The organism is Streptomyces sp. NPDC004752, assembly GCF_053601275.1.
Genome location: NZ_JBSGBN010000137.1, coordinates 1 through 20,025 on the forward strand (window position 1 = coordinate 1; position 20,025 = coordinate 20,025).

The 20,025-nt window shown below is 68.8% G+C and carries 17 protein-coding genes; 4 read left to right on the plus strand and 13 right to left on the minus strand.

Annotated features, from left to right (window positions below; all coding sequences use genetic code 11):
* The 6 genes from ACWEKM_RS37970 to ACWEKM_RS37995 form a co-directional block, all read right to left on the minus strand.
* On the minus strand, window positions 1–101 hold a 101-nt coding region (locus tag ACWEKM_RS37970), incomplete at its 3' end, for a biotin carboxylase N-terminal domain-containing protein (protein ID WP_158786612.1).
* A 73-nt stretch (window positions 102–174) separates the two neighbouring features.
* On the minus strand, window positions 175–405 hold the full coding sequence (locus tag ACWEKM_RS37975) for an acyl-CoA carboxylase epsilon subunit (RefSeq protein ID WP_451625846.1): 231 nt from the start codon (window positions 403–405) through the stop codon (window positions 175–177).
* On the minus strand, window positions 402–1,979 hold the full coding sequence (locus tag ACWEKM_RS37980) for an acyl-CoA carboxylase subunit beta (protein ID WP_451625847.1): 1,578 nt from the start codon (window positions 1,977–1,979) through the stop codon (window positions 402–404). The genes ACWEKM_RS37975 and ACWEKM_RS37980 overlap by 4 nt, the downstream gene beginning before the upstream one ends.
* A gap of 44 nt (window positions 1,980–2,023) precedes the next feature.
* Window positions 2,024–3,028 carry a beta-ketoacyl-ACP synthase III gene (locus ACWEKM_RS37985; RefSeq protein ID WP_451625848.1) on the minus strand — a complete coding sequence of 335 codons (1,005 nt, stop codon included), beginning with the start codon at window positions 3,026–3,028 and terminating at the stop codon, window positions 2,024–2,026.
* On the minus strand, window positions 3,025–4,845 hold the full coding sequence (locus ACWEKM_RS37990; protein ID WP_451625849.1) for a fatty acyl-AMP ligase: 1,821 nt from the start codon (window positions 4,843–4,845) through the stop codon (window positions 3,025–3,027). The genes ACWEKM_RS37985 and ACWEKM_RS37990 overlap by 4 nt, the downstream gene beginning before the upstream one ends.
* Before the next feature lie 313 nt (window positions 4,846–5,158).
* A complete protein-coding gene (locus tag ACWEKM_RS37995) occupies window positions 5,159–5,557 on the minus strand; it encodes a YybH family protein (protein ID WP_451625850.1) in 399 nt (132 codons plus the stop codon).
* 513 nt (window positions 5,558–6,070) lie between these two features.
* Between ACWEKM_RS37995 and ACWEKM_RS38000 the strand changes: the two genes are divergently transcribed.
* A complete protein-coding gene (locus tag ACWEKM_RS38000; protein ID WP_451625851.1) occupies window positions 6,071–8,629 on the plus strand; it encodes a BTAD domain-containing putative transcriptional regulator in 2,559 nt (852 codons plus the stop codon).
* 91 nt (window positions 8,630–8,720) lie between these two features.
* Here ACWEKM_RS38000 and ACWEKM_RS38005 read toward each other — a convergent pair whose 3' ends face one another.
* Together ACWEKM_RS38005 and ACWEKM_RS38010 are read right to left on the minus strand one after the other, a co-directional pair.
* On the minus strand, window positions 8,721–9,482 hold the full coding sequence (locus ACWEKM_RS38005; RefSeq protein WP_451625852.1) for a thioesterase II family protein: 762 nt from the start codon (window positions 9,480–9,482) through the stop codon (window positions 8,721–8,723).
* A gap of 14 nt (window positions 9,483–9,496) precedes the next feature.
* A complete protein-coding gene (locus ACWEKM_RS38010; protein WP_451625853.1) occupies window positions 9,497–11,089 on the minus strand; it encodes an aspartate aminotransferase family protein in 1,593 nt (530 codons plus the stop codon).
* Window positions 11,090–11,247: 158 nt separating this feature from the next.
* On the opposite strand from ACWEKM_RS38010, the gene ACWEKM_RS38015 reads away from it, so the two are divergent.
* Window positions 11,248–11,742 (plus strand): flavin reductase family protein, encoded by a 495-nt coding sequence (locus ACWEKM_RS38015; protein WP_451625854.1) that lies wholly within the window; start codon window positions 11,248–11,250, stop codon window positions 11,740–11,742.
* A gap of 151 nt (window positions 11,743–11,893) precedes the next feature.
* Here the strand turns inward: ACWEKM_RS38015 and ACWEKM_RS38020 are convergent, their stop codons facing one another.
* A complete protein-coding gene (locus tag ACWEKM_RS38020; protein WP_451625855.1) occupies window positions 11,894–12,838 on the minus strand; it encodes an NAD(P)-dependent oxidoreductase in 945 nt (314 codons plus the stop codon).
* 59 nt (window positions 12,839–12,897) lie between these two features.
* Between ACWEKM_RS38020 and ACWEKM_RS38025 the strand changes: the two genes are divergently transcribed.
* Window positions 12,898–13,380 (plus strand): MerR family transcriptional regulator, encoded by a 483-nt coding sequence (locus ACWEKM_RS38025; protein WP_451625856.1) that lies wholly within the window; start codon window positions 12,898–12,900, stop codon window positions 13,378–13,380.
* 55 nt (window positions 13,381–13,435) lie between these two features.
* The gene (locus ACWEKM_RS38030; RefSeq protein ID WP_451625857.1) at window positions 13,436–14,695 is read left to right on the plus strand and encodes a cytochrome P450 family protein; all 1,260 of its coding nucleotides are present in this window, start codon (window positions 13,436–13,438) and stop codon (window positions 14,693–14,695) included.
* A 134-nt stretch (window positions 14,696–14,829) separates the two neighbouring features.
* Here ACWEKM_RS38030 and ACWEKM_RS38035 read toward each other — a convergent pair whose 3' ends face one another.
* The 4 genes from ACWEKM_RS38035 to ACWEKM_RS38050 all read right to left on the minus strand — a co-directional run bounded on the left by ACWEKM_RS38035 (window position 14,830) and on the right by ACWEKM_RS38050 (window position 19,776).
* The gene (locus ACWEKM_RS38035; protein ID WP_451625858.1) at window positions 14,830–16,323 is read right to left on the minus strand and encodes an aldehyde dehydrogenase family protein; all 1,494 of its coding nucleotides are present in this window, start codon (window positions 16,321–16,323) and stop codon (window positions 14,830–14,832) included.
* A gap of 133 nt (window positions 16,324–16,456) precedes the next feature.
* Window positions 16,457–17,935 (minus strand): flavin monoamine oxidase family protein, encoded by a 1,479-nt coding sequence (locus tag ACWEKM_RS38040; protein WP_451625859.1) that lies wholly within the window; start codon window positions 17,933–17,935, stop codon window positions 16,457–16,459.
* 222 nt (window positions 17,936–18,157) lie between these two features.
* Entirely contained in the window at window positions 18,158–19,336 is a 1,179-nt protein-coding gene (locus tag ACWEKM_RS38045) for an acyl-CoA dehydrogenase family protein (protein ID WP_451625860.1), read from the minus strand.
* A gap of 47 nt (window positions 19,337–19,383) precedes the next feature.
* The gene (locus ACWEKM_RS38050; RefSeq protein ID WP_451625861.1) at window positions 19,384–19,776 is read right to left on the minus strand and encodes a YybH family protein; all 393 of its coding nucleotides are present in this window, start codon (window positions 19,774–19,776) and stop codon (window positions 19,384–19,386) included.
* Window positions 19,777–20,025 lie beyond the last annotated feature (249 nt).

Here is a 20,025-nt window from a genome sequence, read left to right on the forward strand (position 1 = left end):
GGGTCCGCGTAGACGGCCACGCTCGCGATCCCCGCGTCCCGGCAGGCCCGGGCCACACGGACAGCGATTTCGCCACGGTTGGCGATGAGCACCTTGCGCACGACGATCCTTTTCCCTTCGTGTCCTGATGGACGCGGGCCCCCGTGGCTCGCGTTGCTGCATGACTGCGCCGGGCTACGGCTGCTCCCAGGCGCTTCTGCGCCAGGCCCCGGGGCCGCGCCGTGTCGGCCGGGCCCGCAGCCCGGCCGTGTGCCGTCGGCGGCGTCCGCCCGGCTCGCCGGGTAAGGGGTGCCGCTCGGCGCGCTGGGCGGCGAGAGCGCGCAGGGCCACCAGTGCGGCCGCCAGCTCCTCCGGCGTCGGACGCCCGCGGACCACGCGCACGTCACTGTCGGCGGACGGGCTCACAGCGGAATGTTCCCGTGCTTGCGGGGCAGCCGGGTGACGCGCTTGTCGCGCAATGCCCACAGGGCGCTTGCCACTTGCTGCCGGGTCTCGTGGGGCATGATCACCACGTCGACATAGCCGCGCTCGGCGGCGACGTACGGATTGCACAGCGCCGTCTCGTACTCCGCGCGCAGCCGCTCTCTCTCGGCCTCCGGGTTCCCGGACTTCTCGAGCGTACGCCTGTGCAGCACGCTCACCGCGCTCTCGCCGCCCATCACCGCGATCTCGGCCGTGGGCCAGGCGAGGTTGACGTCGGTGCCCAGATGCTTGGAGCCCATGACGCCGTAACCGCCGCCGTACGCCTTCCTGGTGACCACCGTGACCATGGGGACGGTCGCCTCCGCGTAGGCGTAGATCAGCTTCGCGCCGCGGCGGATGATGCCGCCCTGCTCCTGTTCGAGACTGGGCATGAACCCCGGAACGTCCACGAACGTCAGGATCGGGATGTGGAAGGCGTCGCACATGCGGATGAAGCGGGCCGCCTTCTCGCTGGCGTCGATGTCGAGCACTCCCGCCATGAAGGTGGGCTGGTTGGCGACGATGCCCACGCTGCGGCCCTCGACGCGGCCGAACCCGCAGATGATGTTGCGGGCGAACAGCGGCTGCACTTCGAGCAGTTCACCGTCGTCGAGCACGGTGTGCACGAGGCGCAGCATGTCGTACGGCTGATTGCGATCGTCTGGAATGAGACCGTCCAGGGCCAGGTCCGCCTCGGTGACGATGTCCTTCTGCCCGCTCTCCGCATAGATGGGCGGGTCCTCCATGTTGTTCGACGGCAGATAGCCGAGCAGCTGCCGTACGTACTCGAACGCGTCCTTCTCGTCGGGTGCGAGGTAATGGGCGTTGCCGGAGACGGTGTTGTGGCTGTGGGCGCCGCCCAGAGCCTCGCGGTCCACGGCCTGGCCCGTGACCGTGCGCAGCACCTCGGGGCCGGTGACGAACATGTGGGAGATTCCGTCGACCATGACCACGAAATCGGTGATCGCGGGAGCATAGACGGCCCCTCCGGCGCACGGCCCGGTCATCAGGGAGATCTGCGGGACCACCCCCGATGCCTCCACATGGCGCTTGACCAGCTCGGCGTAGAGCGCCAGGGACACCACACCCTCCTGGATGCGCGCGCCGCCCGAGTCGTTGATGCCGATGATCGGCGTGCCGGTACGGATCGCGAAGTCGAGCACCTTGACGATCTTCTCGCCGTACACCTCGCCGAGGGAGCCGCCGAAGACGGTGAAGTCCTGGGCGAAGACGCAGACCTGGCGGCCGTCGACCGTGCCGTATCCGGTGATCACGCCGTCGCCGAGGGGACGCTCCCGCTCCATGCCGAAGTTGTGGCTGCGGTGCCGGGCCAGCGCGTCCAGTTCGACGAAGGACCCCGGGTCGAGCAGCGCCTCGACGCGCTCGCGTGCGGTCAGCTTCCCCTTGGCGCGCTGGCGCTCGACCGCTCCGGCGTCGTACGGCTCGGCCACGATGGCTCTGCGCCGGGCCAGTTCGGCGATCCGCTCCTGGGTCGTACCGCCGCCTTTGCCCGGCATTGCCTCTCCTGTACGTGCTGTGTGCGCGGATTCTTCGGTCTGGGTCATGGCAGGGTCACCACCTGGGCCGCGTGCACCAGGCCGGCGCCGAAGCCGACGAGAAGCGCGTGGCCGCCGGACGGCGCGGCACCCTGGGACAGCAGGCTGTCCATGGCGAGTGGAATCGAGGCCGCCGAGGTGTTGCCGGACTCGACGACGTCCCTGGCCACGGCGGTGTGCGGGGCCAGTCCGAGGGTCTTTGCCGCCGAGTCCACGATCCGCGCGTTGGCCTGGTGAGGGATGAACGCGGCCAGATCGGTGGCGTCGATGCCCGCCGCGTCGAGCGCCTGCCGGGAGACCTCCGGCACGCTGTGGGTCGCCCAGCGGAACACGTCGGGGCCCGCCATGCGCAGCACGGGCCAGGGGGCGGAGCCGTCACGGGTGGCCAGCCAGCTCCGGTCGTGCGCGATGAGCCCGTGCCGCTCCCCGTCGGAGCCCCAGACGACCGGGCCGATACCGGGCGTCTCGGCGGGGCCCACGACGACCGCGCCCGCTCCGTCGCCGAACAGGAATGCCGTTCCCCGGTCCTCGGGGTCGATGATGTCGCTCATCTTCTCCGATCCGACGACCAGGGCATGGCCGACGGAACCGGAGCGTACGAGGGAGTCGGCCAGGGCCAGGGCATAGCAGAATCCGGCGCAGGCGGCGCCGATGTCGGTGGCCGCGGCGGCACCCGAGCCGATCAGATGGGCGACCCGAGGCGCAGCCGCGGGCGCCTGTTCGAGATGGGACATCGAGGCCAGCAGCACCACGCCCACGGCGGCCGCGTCGACGCCCGCGTGGGCCAGGGCCTTGACGGACGCCTCGGCCGCCATGGTGACAACCGTTTCCTCGTCCCCGGCGAAGCGCCGGGTGACGATCCCGGACCGGCGGCGTATCCAGGCGTCGGAGGAGTCGATACGGGCGCGCACCTCCTCGTTCCCCACCACCCTGGCCGGCCGGTGGACGCCGATGCCGAGGATGCGGGAGCCCGCCCGGCCTCGCGCGGTGCGCAGTGCCTTCACGGTCATCGCTGCACCTGCGCGGATCCGGCCAAGACCACTGCGAAGGCATCCAACGAGCCGTCCTCGTACCGCCGTCGGCAGGCCCGGCGCTGCACCTTGCCGCTGGAGGTCTTGGACAGCGCGCCCCGGCGCACGACGAGGATGTCGTCGGCGTCCAGCCGGTGGTTCTCGCGTATTGCCTCCCGCACGCGCTCGCGCAGCGTCTGCCCGCCCGGTGTCCGAAGGACCCGGCCGTCGGCCTCGACGACCACCACGAGCCGTTCGCTCGTGCCGTCGTCGACGGAGAAGGCGGCGGAGCAGTTGGGGTGGAGCCCGGGTACCGCCGACTCGGCGGACAACTCGATGTCCTGGGGGTAGTAGTTGCGGCCCCGGCGGATGATGACGTCCTTGAGCCGCCCGGTGACATACAGCTCGCCGTCGTGTACGAAGCCCAGGTCACCGGTGCGCAGATAGGTCTCTTCCGCGGTCAGGGCCGAACCGCCCTTGATGCGGGCGCGGAACGTCTCCTCGCTCAGCCCGGGCCTGCCGAGATACCCGTCGGCGACGCATGGGCCGCTGATCCAGATCTCGCCGACCCGGCCGGGCGGGCAGAGTTCCAGGGTGGCCGGATCCACGGCGCACACCCTGGTGTCGAGGACGGGAACACCGCTGCTGACGACGGGGGTTGCCCCTTCGGCCGCCTCGTCCACGATCTCGACGCGGTCCTCGCCGAGGGCCGCGGCGGACAGCCACAGTGCGGAGGGCTCGCGGTCCTGCGCGCTGCCGGTGGCCTTGAGCGTGTTCTCGGCGAGCCCGTAACCCGGCGCCATGGCACGGGAGTCGAAGCCGTACGGAGCGAATAACGCGGTGAAGGTCTGGATGGTCCGCCAGCGGACGGGTTCGGCGCCGTTGGCGGCGACCCGCCAGCTGGAGAGGTCGCCCACGTCCGCCGTCCTGCCCTCCTCGGCGGCCCGGACGCAGAGTTCGTAGGCGAAGCTCGGGGCCGCCGCGTGGGTGCCGCGGAACCGCGAGATCGCCTCCAGCCAGCGGGCGGGCCGACGGATGAAGGCGTCGGGCGCCATGAGGTACGACGGCACTCCGGCCCACAGCGGGAGCACGATGCCGAACAGCATCCCCATGTCGTGGAAGAGCGGCAGCCAGGACACGAACGTCCCCCGCGGCTCGCACGGCCACAAGTCGTCCGTCTCCACCACGTTGCTCACGAAGTTGGCGTGCGTGACCATCACGCCCTTGGGGTCCCCGGTGGAACCGGAGGTGTACTGGAGCAGCGCGATGCCGTCGGGGTGCGCGGCCGGCAGGGCGTACGAGACGAGGACGTCGGACGACGGGGGAGCGATCGCCTCCGTGTCGAGGAGGGCCAGCCCGGCCAGCTCCGGCAGATCACCGAACCGCTCCTCGAGATCGCGCTTGACCTCCGCCGTGGTGAGCACCGTGGACGTCCCGGCGTCGTCGGCGATGCGCCGCAGCCGCTCGACGCCCTGGCGACGCCGGGGCACCTGGACGGGAGCGCCGGCCACTCCGGCGTACATGCAGCCGAGGAGGGTGCGAACGAATTCCAGCCCGGAGGGGTAGAGCAGCACCGCGCTCTTTCCGGTCAGGCCGGCCGATTCGAGCGCCGCGGCCCGGACGCGCGCCGCGTCGTCGAGTTCCCGGTAGGTGAGGGACTCTCCGGGCTCCTCGCCATTGCGCAGAAAGACATACGCCGTCTCGTCGGGCTGCTTCTCGCGGCGCAGCCGCAGTGCGTCGGGAAGGGTGCGAATCTCGGCCATGTGGCCGTCGGGTGCGGCCGTGCTCACCAGCCCGGCCTCGGATATGTGATCCATGGGCACGCCCTTTCCGTGGAATATACGGTGCAACAGCAATGCGGTACTGGATCTCAAGCCGCCGGAGCGACCCTACCCGGGGATTAGTATGCGTTCTCCAAATTTCACTCATGGCGCGGTAACCGCGTGTTCTGAGGGGAAGTCGGAAAACGCGAACGGGGAACGGTGCGACAAGGGAAAGGCAAGGGGGCGACAAGGAAACGACAAGGGAAAGGCAAGAAGCCCCTGTACCGGTGGAAACTACTTCTCCGGTACAGGGGCGGAGGCGAACGAATGCGATGTACTTCGGGCGGCCTGCCGCGGGGTCGGGCCGTTATGCCGCGTGGACGTCCGCCACCGGACGGTCGATCGCGAGGCGCCACTCGCCGTTCTCGTCCCGGATCAGAACGTCGGTGCACGTCCCGTGGACATGGGTGACCTCGCCGTCCGGACTGGGGATGGCGAGGCTGTAGTCCACGATGAGCAGCGAGGTGTCGCCGGTCGTGTAGGTCTGCAGCACCTTGGAGTTGATCTTCGGGCCCATGGCCAGGAAGTCCTTGAAGAACTGCGTACGGTCGGCGCCCGTGAGCGGGCCGCCGGAGATGTTGGAGATCGCGTCGTCGGTGTACATCGAGTCGTACAGTGCCCCGTCGCCCTCATTGAAAATGCGGACGAAGAGTTCGTTCTGCTTGTGGGGGTCTTCGGGAATGTCGAAACCGAGGCTGCCACTCATGCGGTAACTGCTCCCAACTCTCCGGTGCCATGGTGAGCCGTGCAAAGGCTGTCGCAAAGCATCGCAGAGATTCTTCGTGCTTCGGTCATGAGCCGGTAACCTGGCATTCTGCGGAGCAATGGTGATTCAAGGGTTACCTGTTGGTGGGTGCTGGCCGCCCGGTGGTGACCCGGGGAGTTTCGGCCATGTGGCAGACGGCGTCCAGCGCCCGGCGCGCCGCACCGGGAGTCAATTGCTTTCCTCAAAGTTAGTACTTACCCTGAAGTCGGCCCATGCCCGGCGGCCGGTCGGGCGCGCCGTCGAGGCCTGCGGCGCTGCCGGGGTCATGGGGGGAGCGGGATGCCCGGGGGTTCCATTCGTCCTTCGCTCACCTACCCCATCTCTCCTTATGGCGCTCTTAGTTGCACCATTTCCGACATTTCCCTTACTTCTGCATAATTCGAGCAACATGTTACGGTTGCATGATTCTGTACTGCGCTAGGGGGAGCTGTGCAATTTCAGATCTTGGGGCCCATGGAAGTGTTCGACGAGAGCTGTTCTCTGGGGTTGGGCGGGACCAAGCAGAGAGCGACTCTCGGCTATCTGCTGCTGCAGGCGAATCGCGTGGTGGCGACCAGTCAACTGCTGAACGCCCTGTGGCCTGTTGACGACGCCCCCATCTCCGCGCGGAAGATACTGCAGAACGCCGTCTGGGGGCTACGGCGCGTACTGACCAGGGGAGAATCACCGGATGCCGCTCTGGTGACCCAGGCGCCCGGCTACAAGCTGACCGTCGACTCCAACGACATCGATCTGTTCCGCTTCCAGCGTCAGGTGGACGCCGGACGGGACGAACTCGCGGCCGGTGAGCCGGAGCAGGCCGCACAGATCCTCAAGGGCGCCCTCTCCCTGTGGCGCGGTCCCGTGCTCGCCGATCTGGTCGAAGCCGGCATCAACTGGCCCGAGCTGTCCGCCGCGCAGAACGCGCAATGGGACGCCATGGAGGACTACTTCGAGGCGGAACTGGCCTGCGGACGCCATCTCGCGGTGCTCGGCGAGCTGGAGGCCATGGTCGAGAGCCTCCCCCTGCGGGAGCGGTCCTCCGGGCAGCTCATGCTCGCGCTCTACCGCAGCGGACGGCAGGCGGACGCGCTCAGCGTCTACAGCCGGGTGCGTATCGCACTCGTGGAGGAACTCGGCCTCGAACCAGGCCGGGAGCTCCAGCTGTTGCAGCAGGCGATCCTCGCGCACGACCCGTCCCTGATCCCGCCCAGGGGAGCGGGGCACGGGGAAATGGCCGTCGTACGGGACAGCGCATCCCGCGCACCTCAAGGACCACTCACCGACCAGACCTCCGCCGTCCACGAAACGCCCCTCACGACGGCCTTCACGGCTGAGACGAGGGAACCCGCCGAGCCGCACCTGGCCGCCAGGACCGATGGCCCGGCCGACGTACGTGAAACCGAATTCACGGCCAGGCGGGCCGACACGGCCACCCCCCTATACGGCCCGGGTGATGTGGCCCACGCCATCGCCGAACAGCACGAGGCGGCGGCACGCCCTCACGAATCATTACTGCAGAGTGAGTTAACGGCGGTACCACCCCCCGGCACCGGGAACGGACGGCGCAAGTCCGTCAGCGCCCTGTTGATGCGCACCCAACTCAGCCCGGAGGCGGCCGACACCGACCTCCGTGTCGACGAGACGCTCGAGGACGTCTCCCAGCGCATCCGGGAGAACATCGAGCGCTTCGGAGGGACCGTCAGCGCGAGCATCGGATCCGTGTCGATGGCGCTGTTCGGTGCCCATGACGAGCGCGAGGACGCCGCCGAGCACGCGGTGCTGGCGTCCGTGGCCATCGGCGAGGAACTCCGTGCGGGCTCCGGTGCCGTCGTCCTCACGCCCTCCCCGGCCCAGGAACTTTCCTTCCACGCCGCCGTCGTCACCGGAGAGGCGCTGGTGCGCTACCAGCCCGACGGCGACAGCCCCCTGTCCATCACCGGGACACTGTTCGACCGCGGCCACGCACTGCTGTCGCACGCCGGGGCCGGCGAGATACGGGCCTGCGACGTCACCCGCAGGGCAACCGAGTCCTCGGTCTCCTACGGCCGCAGCGACGACGCCGGCGAGTGGACCGTCCAGGGCGTCAGCAAGGACAGCATGGGACACGATTCCATGCCCACCGTGGAGCGGGAGTTCGAACTCGAGCTGCTGCGCGGACTGGTGGAGCGCACCCGGCACCGGTCCACCTCGCACCTGGTGACGGTGCTCGGGGACGCGGGTACCGGCAAGACCCGCTTGCTCACCGAGTTCGAATGGCAGAACAGCGACCGGTCGTATCTGGCCCGCTTCCGCGAGCTCTCCGAGGGTGCCCAGGTGCCGTCCAGTGCGGTGACCGGCCTGAGCCCCGTACACGCGGTGCAGCGTGAGCTGGTCCGCGCCATCTGCTCGATCCAGCCCGGCGATTCGCCCCGTGCCGCGATGGACAAGCTCGTCGGCACACTGCGGCGGCTCGTCGACGACGAGGCTCGGCTGGGCCGGCTGCTGGAGTGCCTCGCTCCGTACATCGACCCCGATGCCGGAGAACTTGCCCTGCATGACACGGAGTTGGAGCTGATCGCCTGGCGGCAGTTCCTGGAGCGCAATGCGCTCGACAAGCCGCTCGTCCTCGTCGTCGACGATCTGCACCGGGCCGACGACAGTCTGCTGGACTTTGTCTCCGGCTTCGCGGACCTGTCACGGGTACCGGTGTTCGTGGTGGCCTCGGCCCGGCCGGAGCTGCTGGAGCGCCGGCCGGAGTGGGGCGGCGGAAAACGTCATGTCACCACGATCACCCTGGAGGCGCTCTCGGACGCTGCGGTGGACGAGCTGATCGACTTCATGCTCTCGCACGCGCGCAGCGAACAGAAGGGATCGACAGGCCGGTTCCACAAGTGGTTGTACGCCACGGCGGGTGACCGGCCCGATGAGCGGCGCAAGCACGTCCGCAGTCTGCTGAGCATGAGTGCACCGGGACGGTTCTCCACCGTGAACCACAGCCCCCGCTGTGTCACCTCCGCAGGACCGCTGGCCTCCGGCACCGGGCGGATCTAGCAGGTCCGCAGCAGCACTCGAGGAAGCGTCGTCACCTGGTCCGCGTCCGCCCCCTCCCGGGGCAGACGCGGACCAGGTGATTCCCGGCTGCTCAGGCGGCCGACTCGCCGCGCCTGCCGGAACCCAACCGGGACGTGATCGCTTCGGCGACGTCTTCCGTACGGTCGTCGAGATAGAAATGACCGCCGGTGAAGACGCGTACCGCGGTGGGAGCCGTGGACAGATCCGCCCAGGCGGACGCCTCCTCGATCGTCACGACGGGATCCGCGTCACCGACCAGCACGGTCAGCGGGCAGTGCAACGGTCTCCCCGCCGCCCACACGTAGCCCGCGAGCGCCCGGTAGTCGGCGCGCAGCGCGGGCATGACCATCTCCATCAGCTCCGGGTCTTCGAGCACCCGGCTGCCCGTGCCACCGAGCCTGCGGATCTCGGCACGCAGTTGCGCGTCGCCGAGCAGCCGGTCACTGCGCCGCAGACCGGTGGACGGTGCGCTGCGCCCGGACACAAAGAGATGGACGGGGCCGGAAACCGCCTTACGTTCCAGCCGGCGTGCCGTCTCGTAGGCGACGATCGCGCCCATGCTGTGGCCGAAGAACGCGTACGGCCGCCCACCGGACTCCCGCCTCACCTGCTCCGCGATCAGATCGGCCAGCACACCGATGTCCTCGACTCCCGGCTCCCGCCGGCGATCCTGCCGCCCGGGGTACTGCACGGACAGCACATCCACCGACGGCGACAGTGCCCGCGACAGGGGGATGTACGCGCTCGCCGCGCCGCCCGCGTGCGGGAAGCAGTACAGCCGCCGTGCCCCGGCGTCGGCCGTGCCGTACCGCCGGAACCATTCGCCGCGCATGACCCGACCTCCTGTCAAGAGCCGGAGAACCGCTGCTCGTCCTGGTCGCGCAGGATCTCGCAGAGTTCCCGCAGGGCCACGGCAAGCCGGCCCACCTCGGCCTCGGTCAGCAGCACCGACGGCTCGAACCTCAGAGTGTTCACGGCACTGGCGGTCGGGAACGTCCGGATCCGGTGGGCGCGGAACAGATAGCCGGAGACGACATAGCCGAAGGTGTCGGTGACAGCCGCGTCACGGAATCCCGCCACGCTCGATCCGGACTGGTCATGAAATTCCAGTCCCAGCATCAGACCCTTGCCCCGCACGTCCTTGACGACATCGGGGAATTCCGCGCGCAGTTCCTGGAACAGGGCCGTCAGCCGCTCGCCCCATTCGCGCGCCAGCCGGTACGCCCGGCCGTCCTCGGCCTCGAGAAGTTCGAGCACCTTGAGAGCGAGCGTGGAGGAGAAGGTGTCCTTCGCGAACGTCGAGCTGTGCACCAGATCGAATTCGGGGCGGAACCGGCTGCCGCGGACGAGGGTCACGGCCGTCTTGGCGATGCCGCCGCCCAGGCTCTTGGCGAGGGTGTAATAGTCCGCCCGCAGCCCGATGTGGGAGCTGGCGAAGAAGGCGCCGGTGCGGCCCATGCCGCTCTGGATCTCGTCGATCACGATCGGGCAGCCGACCGCCGCGCACGCCTGCTCGATCTTTGCGGCCAGTTCCCGGTCGACCACCTTGATGCCGCCCTCGCCCTGGATCACTTCGAAGACGAACGCGCCGAATACCGGGAAAGCCCGCTCGACGACCTTGATCTCCCCGGCGTCCACGACCATGTCGAAGACGGTGCCGCGCTCCTCCTCGAAGATCTTGGCGAGGGCTTCCGGCTGGTCGAAGGGGATGAACCGGGCCTGCGGAGCCATCGCTGTGAACGGCGTGCGGAACGAGGCGTTGTGCGTCAGCTGGACGCTGCCGACCAGCTTGCCGTGGAAGGAGCCTTCCAGCGTGAGGAACAGCGGCGGCCTGGCCGTGCGCTCCGCGTTCTCCCGTTGGAGGCCGGCGGCCAGCCGCTCGAAGCCGCGGACGTCGCCCGAGCGGTGAGCAGGGGGGATTCCCAGCACGACGTACGCCGACTCCGCGACCTTCGCGGTGCCGTCCTGGACCGCGGTGCGTGCTGAGTCGACGTGCGCGGCGATCTCCTGGCCGAGCGCCTGGATCTTCTGGATCCGGTCGAATTCGGCGTGCTTGAGGGCCACTTCGACGGACTCGGCTCCGCTGTTCGAGAACACCGCGAAATAGGGCTCGTCGACGCCGCATTCACGGTGCAGGATGGCGTTGAGGGCGGCGGCGACATTGCTCGCAGCGGGCTGTCGGGACGCCTGCGCCAGCACCGGTGTGCGGGCGTCCAGGAAGTCCTTGGCGGCCGTGACGATTTCCGGGTGGTTGTGCCCGAGAATGAGTGCGCCATAGCCTCCCGCGTAGTCGAGAACGGATATCCGCTCACCCCGGTCGTCGATGTAGTGGAGCGTGTTTCCCTCGCCCTGCACGTACTCGACGTCGACGCCGAGCATGGACAGCCACTGCAGCATCATCGGATCGGCGAGTTCGAGCTCAGAAGTTTGTGAGGCCATGGGGCCGACCATACGGGCGCGCGCGAATTCGCGTGCCAGTGTGCGGTCATGGTGCGGTAAGCGAGATGAGGGCGGGTTCGGTTAGCGGTGCATGACCTTGCGATGGGCAGCCGGGCACGGGGCGTGGATACGTTTGCCGCATGTCCAGTAACGGGCGAATGACGCCAACGCTTGCGCCCGCCTCGATGCGCGAGGTGATGTCCCGGTTCGCGACCGGTGTCATCGTGCTCACCGTCGGCGGTGAGCATATCCATGGCATGACGGCGAACGCGTTCAGTTCGGTATCCCTGGAGCCGCCACTGCTGCTTTGCTGTGTGTCCCACAGTGCCGTGATGCATAAGTCCGTCTCGGCCGAGCGGCGTTTCGCCGTGTCCATCATGGGGGCCGACCAGGAGCCCCTGGCACGGTACTTCGCGGACAAGGAACGCCCTTTGGGCCCGGCCCAGTTCGACACCGTCGACTGGCGTCCGGGTCCCCGTACGGGTGCCCCGCTCCTGCACGGGGCGCTGGCCTGGCTCGAGTGCGAGCTCACGGAGTCCCACGACTCCGGTGACCACTCGATCTTCATCGGGAAAGTGCTGGACTCGACCCGTGGCACCGGCGAGGACGGGTTGCTGTTCTTCGACGGAAAGTACCGGCGAACCGCCTCCTGACGCTGAGCAGGCGATGACGCACGGAACAAAGCAAAGGGCCCTTGTGTCGGGTGGAATTCCACCCGACACAAGGGCCCTTTGCGTGTCTGTCGATTACCGGACGATGACAGCCGGGTGTGCGTCGCGAACTTTGAAGTAAGTACTTGAGTGGTCAGGGCACCCGGGGTAATTTCCCAGGACGCCCGACCGGGAGGTCATTCATGTCATTCGTGAGCAGTTCCGAAAGCCGGGAGAACCCGTCGCGCCCGTGGCCCGCGTCCACCGCGCGGCGCACGATGTCCCAGGCGGCGCCGAGCACGTCGGTGTTGATCCCGCGCGCCCGGGCGGTCCGTACGACATGCTCCATACCTGCCGACGCGGACAGGATGCTGGATCGGTCACCAGGGTGTTCCCCGGTCGTGATCCGCTCCGCGTAGCCGCCGACGATGCCCGGCAGCGCCCCCATTCCGGCCTGGGCGAGCGGGGCCAGCGCGGTGGGGTCGATGCCCTCCGCCCGCGCGAGGGCGAATGCATGGACCACACCGCTCATGGTTGTCCAGAAGATGTCCAGCAGTGCCACGTCGTACGCCGCGGCCGTGCCGGGATCCGTCCCGAGGTGCAGACCCGTTCCGCCGAGCGCCGCCAACGTCGTGCGATGGCGCGCGTACACGTCCTCGGGACCGCTGTAGAGGATCGCGGCGCCCGGCCCGCCGATGGTGTCGGTCGGCGTGGTGATGGCGCCGTCGAGATAGTCGATGCTCAAAGTGGCGGCCCAGGCGGCCATGGCGCGGGCCTCATGGGGGGAGTCGGCGGTCAGATTCACCAGCGTACGGCCCCGCAGGGCGTCGGCCGCGGGGTCGACGATCGCGTGTACCGCCGCGTAGTCGAGCACGCACACCACCGTCAGCGGTGCCGCCGCAACCGCGTCGGCGACCGAACTCGCGTGCACCGCCCCCCGTGCAACGAGGGACTCCGCTTTGGATGGCGTGCGATTCCACACGGTCGTGGGATGGCCGCGGTCCAGAAATGCTCCGGCGAGCGCCTGCCCCATCGGGCCGAGCCCCAGCACGGTCACGGGTAATGATCTGCCTGAGTCAGAAAGTTGATGGTCCGTCATGTCCGAGAAGCTAGACCCTCACGTCGATGCGAGGGTCAATCCCATGTGGCGGAGGTCTCATGCGCATCGGTGAGCTGTCACGGCGGACCGGCATCAGCCATCGGGCGCTGCGCTACTACGAGGAGCAGGGACTGCTGCGCCCGCTGCGCCGGCCGAGCGGGTACCGCGAGTACTGCGAGGCCGATGTGCTGACCGTACGCCGCATCCGCGTGCTGCTGGCCGCCGGGCTCAACACCGCCACGATCGCGGAAGTGCTGCCCTGGCTCGTGGGGGAGCACGGTGAACACGCCGCCCATGGCCCCGAGTTGCGGGCCATTCTGGACGAGGAGCGCAGCCGGATCAGCGGCGAGATCAGCGAGTTGGGATCGGCCCTCGCGGTGCTGGACTCCGTGATCGAAGCCCCGCTGCGCCTCCAGTCGCCGGAGCGCTCGCCGGTGGGCCAGCCGGTGTCCGGACGGGTTCTGGGGTCACTGCAGAACAGGCAGGGCACGTGGCGAAGAGCGGCTGGTGAGCTGGCGATTACAGGTGCGTCCCTACGCTGAACGAGCCCCGGCGTCTTCCGGGGAATTCAGGTCGCTCATCCCGTGGGAGTCAGCAATGACCAGTCAAGCCTGCCCGTACGCCATGGATCCCGCCGGCCGTGACATTCAGGGAGAAGCGGCTCTGCTCAGGGAGAGGGGGCCCGCGACGCAGGTGGAACTGCCGGGCGGCGTCGTCGTCTGGGCGGTCACCGACACCGCCCTGATCAAGCGGCTGCTGACCGATCCCCGAGTGTCCCGTGACGCCTACCGCCACTGGCCCGCCTGGGAGAACGGTGAGGGGGAGCTGGCCAAGAACTGGTCGATGGCCATGTGGATGGCGGACCGGAACATGATCACTGCCTATGGCGACGAACACCGGCGGCTGCGCAAGCTGGTCGCCAAAGCCTTCACCGCCCGCCGTACCCAGGCTCTGCGCCCGCGGATCGAGGCGATCACGGCCGCTCTCCTGGACGTGATCGAGGCCAAGGGACAGGGACAGCCGCCCGTCGATCTGCGCATGGAGCTGGCCTACGCCCTGCCCACTCAGGTCATCTCCGAACTCCTCGGTGTTCCCGACCGGATACGAAACGAGCTGCTGGGCGTCATCGGCGCCTGGATGACCAGCCAGGACTCCCCGGAGGACACGGCCCGCTACGCGATGCGCGGCTACGAGCTCCTGGTCGAGCTGATCGCCCTCAAGCGCGCCGAGCCCGCCGACGACCTCGTCAGCGCCTTGATCTCCGCGCGCGACGACGAAGCGGGCGCCGGTCTGACCGAGCAGGAACTCGTCGACACCGTCCTGCTGATGTTCACCGCCGGGCACGAGACCACCGCCAACCTTCTCGACCAGGCCGTCTATGCGCTGCTCAGCCATCCCGAGCAGCTGGAGCTGGTCAGGAGCGGTGCGGCGTCCTGGGAGGACGTGATCGAGGAGACGCTGCGGCTCGAGGCCCCCTTCGCCAATCTGCCCATGCGGTACGCGATCGAAGACATCGAGATCGGCGACGGCGTGACCATCCCCAAGGGCGACGCAATGATCATTTCCTTTGCGGCCTCCGGCCGGGACCCGCTTGTGCACGGCGAGGACGCCGACCGCTTCGACATCATGCGCGCCACCCGCCGCGACCACATCGGCTTCGGCCACGGCGTGCACTACTGCGTCGGCGCGCCGCTCGCGCGCCTGGAGGCGGAGATCGCCCTGCCCGCGCTGTTCGAGCGGTTCCCGGGGCTCGCCCTGGCCAAGCCGGCCGACGAGCTGCTGCCGCTGGAGTCGTTCATTTCCAACGGCCACCAGGAGCTGCCGGTCGACCTCGGGCTCACGGCCGCACGCGCGTGACCGGGCTGCTTCCCGCACACAGGGGCGCCCGCCGGACGGTTCCGGCGGGCGCCGCTTCCTTCCTGACATGCCAGGCATGACGTGCCACGGGCGGTCACGAGGTGCCGGTGGCCGGACCCGACGGGCCTGCCCGTTCACAACGCTCCGTGGACCGTCCAGACCGTCTTGACCTCCAGATACGCGTCCAGATTGGCGCGGCCCATCTCCCGTCCGATGCCGGATGCCTTCATGCCGCCCCAGGGCGCGGCGGGATCGCCCACGGCCCACGCGTTGACGTAGAACATGCCGGCGCGCAGCCGCTTGGCGAGCGAGTGGGCGTGGCCGAGGTCGCGCGTCCACACCCCGGCGGCCAGACCGTACTCGGTGTCGTTGGCGAGCGCGACGGCCTCGTCGATGTCGTCGAAGGGCGTGACGACCAGGACAGGGCCGAAGATCTCCTCCCGGCTGATACTCATGTCCGCCGTCACGTCGGTGAAGATGACGGGCCGGACGACATAACCGTCCTCGGGCTCGGCGGGCGGCACCTCGCCCGTCCGCAGCGTGGCGCCGGCCGCCACGCCGGCCTCGATGTAGCCGCGGACCCGCTCGTACTGCTCGGCCGAGACCAGCGGTCCGTACATCGTCGAGCGGTCCAGCGCCGGGCCCACCGCCGCCTGCCCGGCCGCCTCCGCGAGCCGCTCCACCACCGTGTCGTACAGGCTGCGCTGCACATACAGCCGGGAGCCCGCCACACAACTCTGGCCGCTGTTGAAGTAGATGCCGTCGAAGGCCCCGGCCACTGCCGCGTCCACATCGGCGTCCGCCAGGATGATGTTGGGGCTCTTGCCGCCCAGCTCCAGAGTGACCCGCTTGACGTCGGCCCCGGCCCGGGAGCCGATTTCCCGCCCGACAGCGGTGGAACCGGTGAAGGCGATCTTGTCGACGCCGGGGTGGTCGACAATCGCGGCACCCGTCGTCCCGTCGCCCGTCAGTACGTTGACGGTGCCCGGCGGAAAACCCGCCTCGTCGATCAGCTCGGCCAGCCGCAGTGCCGACAGCGGAGTCTGCTCGGCGGGCTTGAGGAGCACGGTGCAGCCGGCCGCGAGCGCGGGCGCCAGCTTCCAGGCGGCCATCATCAGCGGGAAGTTCCACGGGATGATCTGACCGCAGACGCCGACCGGCTCCAGCCGCGTGTAGCACAGTGTGTCGGGCAGATGGACGGGGAGCGTTCCGCCCTCGATCTTCGTGGGCCAGCCGCTGTAGTAGCGGAAGTGCTCGATCGCGGCGGGGATGTCCATGAACTCATTCACCGTGACCGGCTTGCCGGCGTCGAGCGCCTCCAGCTCGGCCAGTTGGCCCGCGTTCTGCTCGATCAGATCCGCGAGCCGCGACAGCAGCAGGCCACGGGCCGAGGGCGGCACCGCGCCCCACTCGCCGTCGAGGGCCGCCCGCGCGGCAGACGCCGCCGCGGAGACGTCTTCGGTGCCCGCGTGGGCGACATCGCCGATGTGCTGTCCGGTGGAGGGGTCGTACGTGGCGAAGGTGCGGCCGTCGGCGGCGGGTACGAACCGGCCCCCGATGTACAGCAGATGAGGACGGTCGACAAAGGCGGCGGCCTCGGCACCGAGAGCTGGGAGAGCGGCACTCACAGAAACACTCCTCACAGGGACGGACACAGACGGAAGAGGAAGGGAACAAGGGGAACCCAAGAGGGAGAGACATGAGCCACCGGTCGCCGACGTACGCAGGCGACCGGTGGCTCATCGACGGTGGACAGGTCGGCTAGCGAGCCGCCGACGCGGTCGCGCCCGTGGCGATGGCCACCGCCTGCTTCGCCGCGGTGATGCCCGACTCGATGGCCCCGTCGATGTAGCCGCTCCAGCCGTTGGCGATGTCACTGCCGGCGAATGCGATCCTGCCCTGCGGCTTCTGAATCGAGCGGAACGGACCGGTCAGTGTCCCGGGGTGCCTGCACGACCAGCCGCCCAGGGCGAACGGGTCGGCGGCCCAGCTGTGCGCCTTGACGGCCACGACCTCGGCTTCCGGCACGATCTTCCGCAGCTCGCTCTGGACCGCGGCACGGTTGGAGCAGTCGAGCGTGGGGTCGTACGCGAAGCCGAACATCAGTGTGCCGCCGTCGGCCAGCGTGGAGTGCGGGCGGACCGCGCCGAGCCTGGTGCCCTCCGCCGGGTTCGTCGCGAACCGGCCGGTGTTGCCCTTGACGTGCAGCCAGAGCTTCTGCACGTTGGGCACGCCGATGCCCGCCTTGGACACGCTCAGGTACTCACTGGGCAGCGCCGGGCTGAACGAGATGTTCTTCCAGATGTTGACCGGCACGGCGAGGACGGCGACCGGCGCCGTGAAGACCTGGCCGCTGCGGACGGTGACCCGCACCTGGCCGTTGCCCTGCTCGATCTTGGTGACCGGCGACTTGAGCCGCAACTCGGCCGACGCATCCTTCAGCATGCTCTGGAGCAACTGGCCGGTACCCAGCTTCGGGTGATACGTGTTGATGCTCAGGTAGCCCTCGAAGGTGTGCCCGGACAAGGCCCACGACTGCGCGAGCATCGTGAACGCCCCACGCGTGCTGGAGCCGCCCGACAGCCCGCCGGTGGCGCCGTTGATCCAGCTCTCGTCCTCGGGGGAAAGCCTGAGCTGGTTGAGACGGTCACGCATCGAGAGCTTGTCGAGCTCCCGCAGCAGGTCCTCCCGGTACAGCGGCTCGAACGGGCGGGGGAAATAGTCCTTCGACCCGTCGAACATCGGGCTGAACAGGCTCTTCAGCTTCGGAATGACATCCGCGGTCGGGATCGGGGCGAAGCCGCCGTCCTTGGGGAAGTAGTAGCGGTCCGCGCCAAGTCCCGTCGACAGCTCGGTGCCGTAGCGCTTGACCTCGTTCCAGACGTACGGCTGCTTCTCGTCGACGGACTCGCCGCCCATCTCGACGCTCACGCCGTTGAAGTCGGCCGTCCAGGTGCGCCCGCCAATCCGGTCACGCGCCTCGAGGACCAGCGGTCGCAGGCCCTTGGCCCGCAGCTCACGGGCCGCCGTCACGCCGGCGAAACCGGCGCCGATGACGATCGCGTCGTACGAGCCCTCCGAGACGGCGTCGTCCGAAGAGCTGCCTGCCGATGCGAGGTTCGCGCCGACCACACCCGCCGATGCGGCGAGCGCGGTTGCCCCCGCGACCTTCAGAACCCTGCGCCGGGGCAGTGCGTGTGCCGGTGCACTACGAGCGGGCCGGGTGGTGCTGTTGTTCACAATTCCCCCATCAGGGTTCCGGTGTTGACATGCTGTGCGTGCGGACGGCTCCCCAGGGGCGGTTGCCCTGTGGAGCCGTCCGCGGGTGGCGTCGGACGAGTGCGTGCATGGATGACGTGCGGATGCGGAGGTGCGGCGGCGGGACCGCACCGGCGTCGGGCGGCAAGGAATCGATGCCGTCGGACGGAAGGACCTCAGCGGCAGGACCTCAGAAACAGGACGTCACAGGAAGAGCGTGTCCGGGTCGAGCCCGAGCAGGAAACGTCCCTGCAGCTCGAGGTTGGTGTGGGGCGTCATCATCCCGTGGCGTGACAGGCCCTCCATGTCCCGGTAGAAGCGCTGGAACGGCTCCTTGCGGGCGAGTGCGGAAGCGCCGGTGACATCGTGGAGCTCCTCGACGGCCTCCTTCGCCAGCTGGATGGCGAAGCCGGACCGGCCGCGCACCGTGACGCTGTCCTCCACCGACGGGTGCTCGCCGGCGTCGGCCCGCTGCTGCAGGACCTGGACATAGCCGTCGACGAGAGCCTTGGCCGCGGTGATCCGGTTCGCCGCGGCCGCCACTTTGATCTGGGTGAGCGGATGCTGGGCCTGGTCGGTCCAGTTCGTGTAGGTGATGCCCCGTCCCGGAACGCGCGCGACGAACGACTCGTACGCACCCTCGGCGATGCCCAGGTACACCGCGAGGGACACCGCCGAGACGTAGGTGATCAGACCGTAATTGCGGCCGGTGGCACCGGTGTTGGAGCGGTCGCCGGTGGTTCCGGTGACCAGTTCGGCGGCGCCGGCGACACGGCGCGCCGGGACGAACACATTCGTGGCCGTCGTGGTGAAGCTCCCGGTGCCGATCGCCGCGGAGACGTGCCAGTCGTCGGCGATATCCAGCTCGTCCATCGGCACGAGCGCGTACACCGGCTCGGGCGTCCCGTCCGGGTGCTCCGCGATCGCGGCCACGAAGTTCCACTTCGCGCCGCGGCAGCCGGTGTTGAAGTTCCAGCTGCCGTTGAGGACATAGCCGCCGTCGGCGGGAATCGCGCTCGCGGTGGGCGCGAGCCCTCCGGAGATACGGACGTTGCCGTCCGCGAAGATCTCCTCCTGCACCTCGTCCGGGTAGAGCGAGGCCACCCAGGCGCCCTGCACCCAGGCCCCGGCCACCCACCCCGTCGAGCCGCAGCCCCGGGAGATCTCCGTGACCACCGAGATCTGGTCCGCGAGCGAGGCTTCGAGCCCGCCGAACCTGCGGGGGACGGCCAGCCGGAACACGCCGGCCTTCTCGAGCAGTTCGATGTTCTCTTCGGGTATCCAGCGCCGGTCCTCGGCCTCGGTGCCGTTCTCCCGGAGCTTTGGAACGATTGCCTTCACCGCGTCCAGCACGGACGCCGTTTCGACGTTGGACATCGTCATCGTCTCTCCCTTTCCGACGGTCGGTAACTGAGCGGCAATCGCCCGGACTAGCCCTCGCCGAAGGGGTTGTCGACGGCGAAGCGCCACTTGCCGTCCTGGCCGCGCCGCAGTACGTCCAGGCCGGTGCCCGACAGGTGCTGCTCGCCCTCCGGATCGGTCATGTCGATCGTCCAGTCGACGACCAGCAGCGCCGTGTCACCCGTCACATGCGACTCGCGCAGGTTGGCGGTCATTTTCGGCTTCAGCGCGATGAGTTCCCGCAGCGCGTCCTTGCGTGCCTGCCCGGACAGCGGATTTCCCGGCTCCCAGACGGAGATCGCGTCATCGGTGTACATACGGTCGAGCGCCTCGATGTCACCGGAATTGAAAGCCTGCACATACAGCTTTCCGTGCTCTTCCGGGTCGCTGGCGAGGTCGGTGTTCTCGAGTGTGCTTGCCATGTCGAGGCTGCTCCCACTTTCGGTGTAGAGGCCGGAGGTTGAACGTGGCGGTTGAACGTGGCGGTTGAACGTGGCCCGAAGGTAACCGAACCCTCTTCACCGAGACCTCATCGCCAGGCAATGGGCAGCTCACCGCGGCGCTGGTCAGAGGGAGTTACCGGCACATTACTGCCCACTGGGGCCCGCATAGTCAGACTGTTGATCACATTCCCGAAATTACTTGGGCTGTGGTTGTCGACGGGAGTCGGC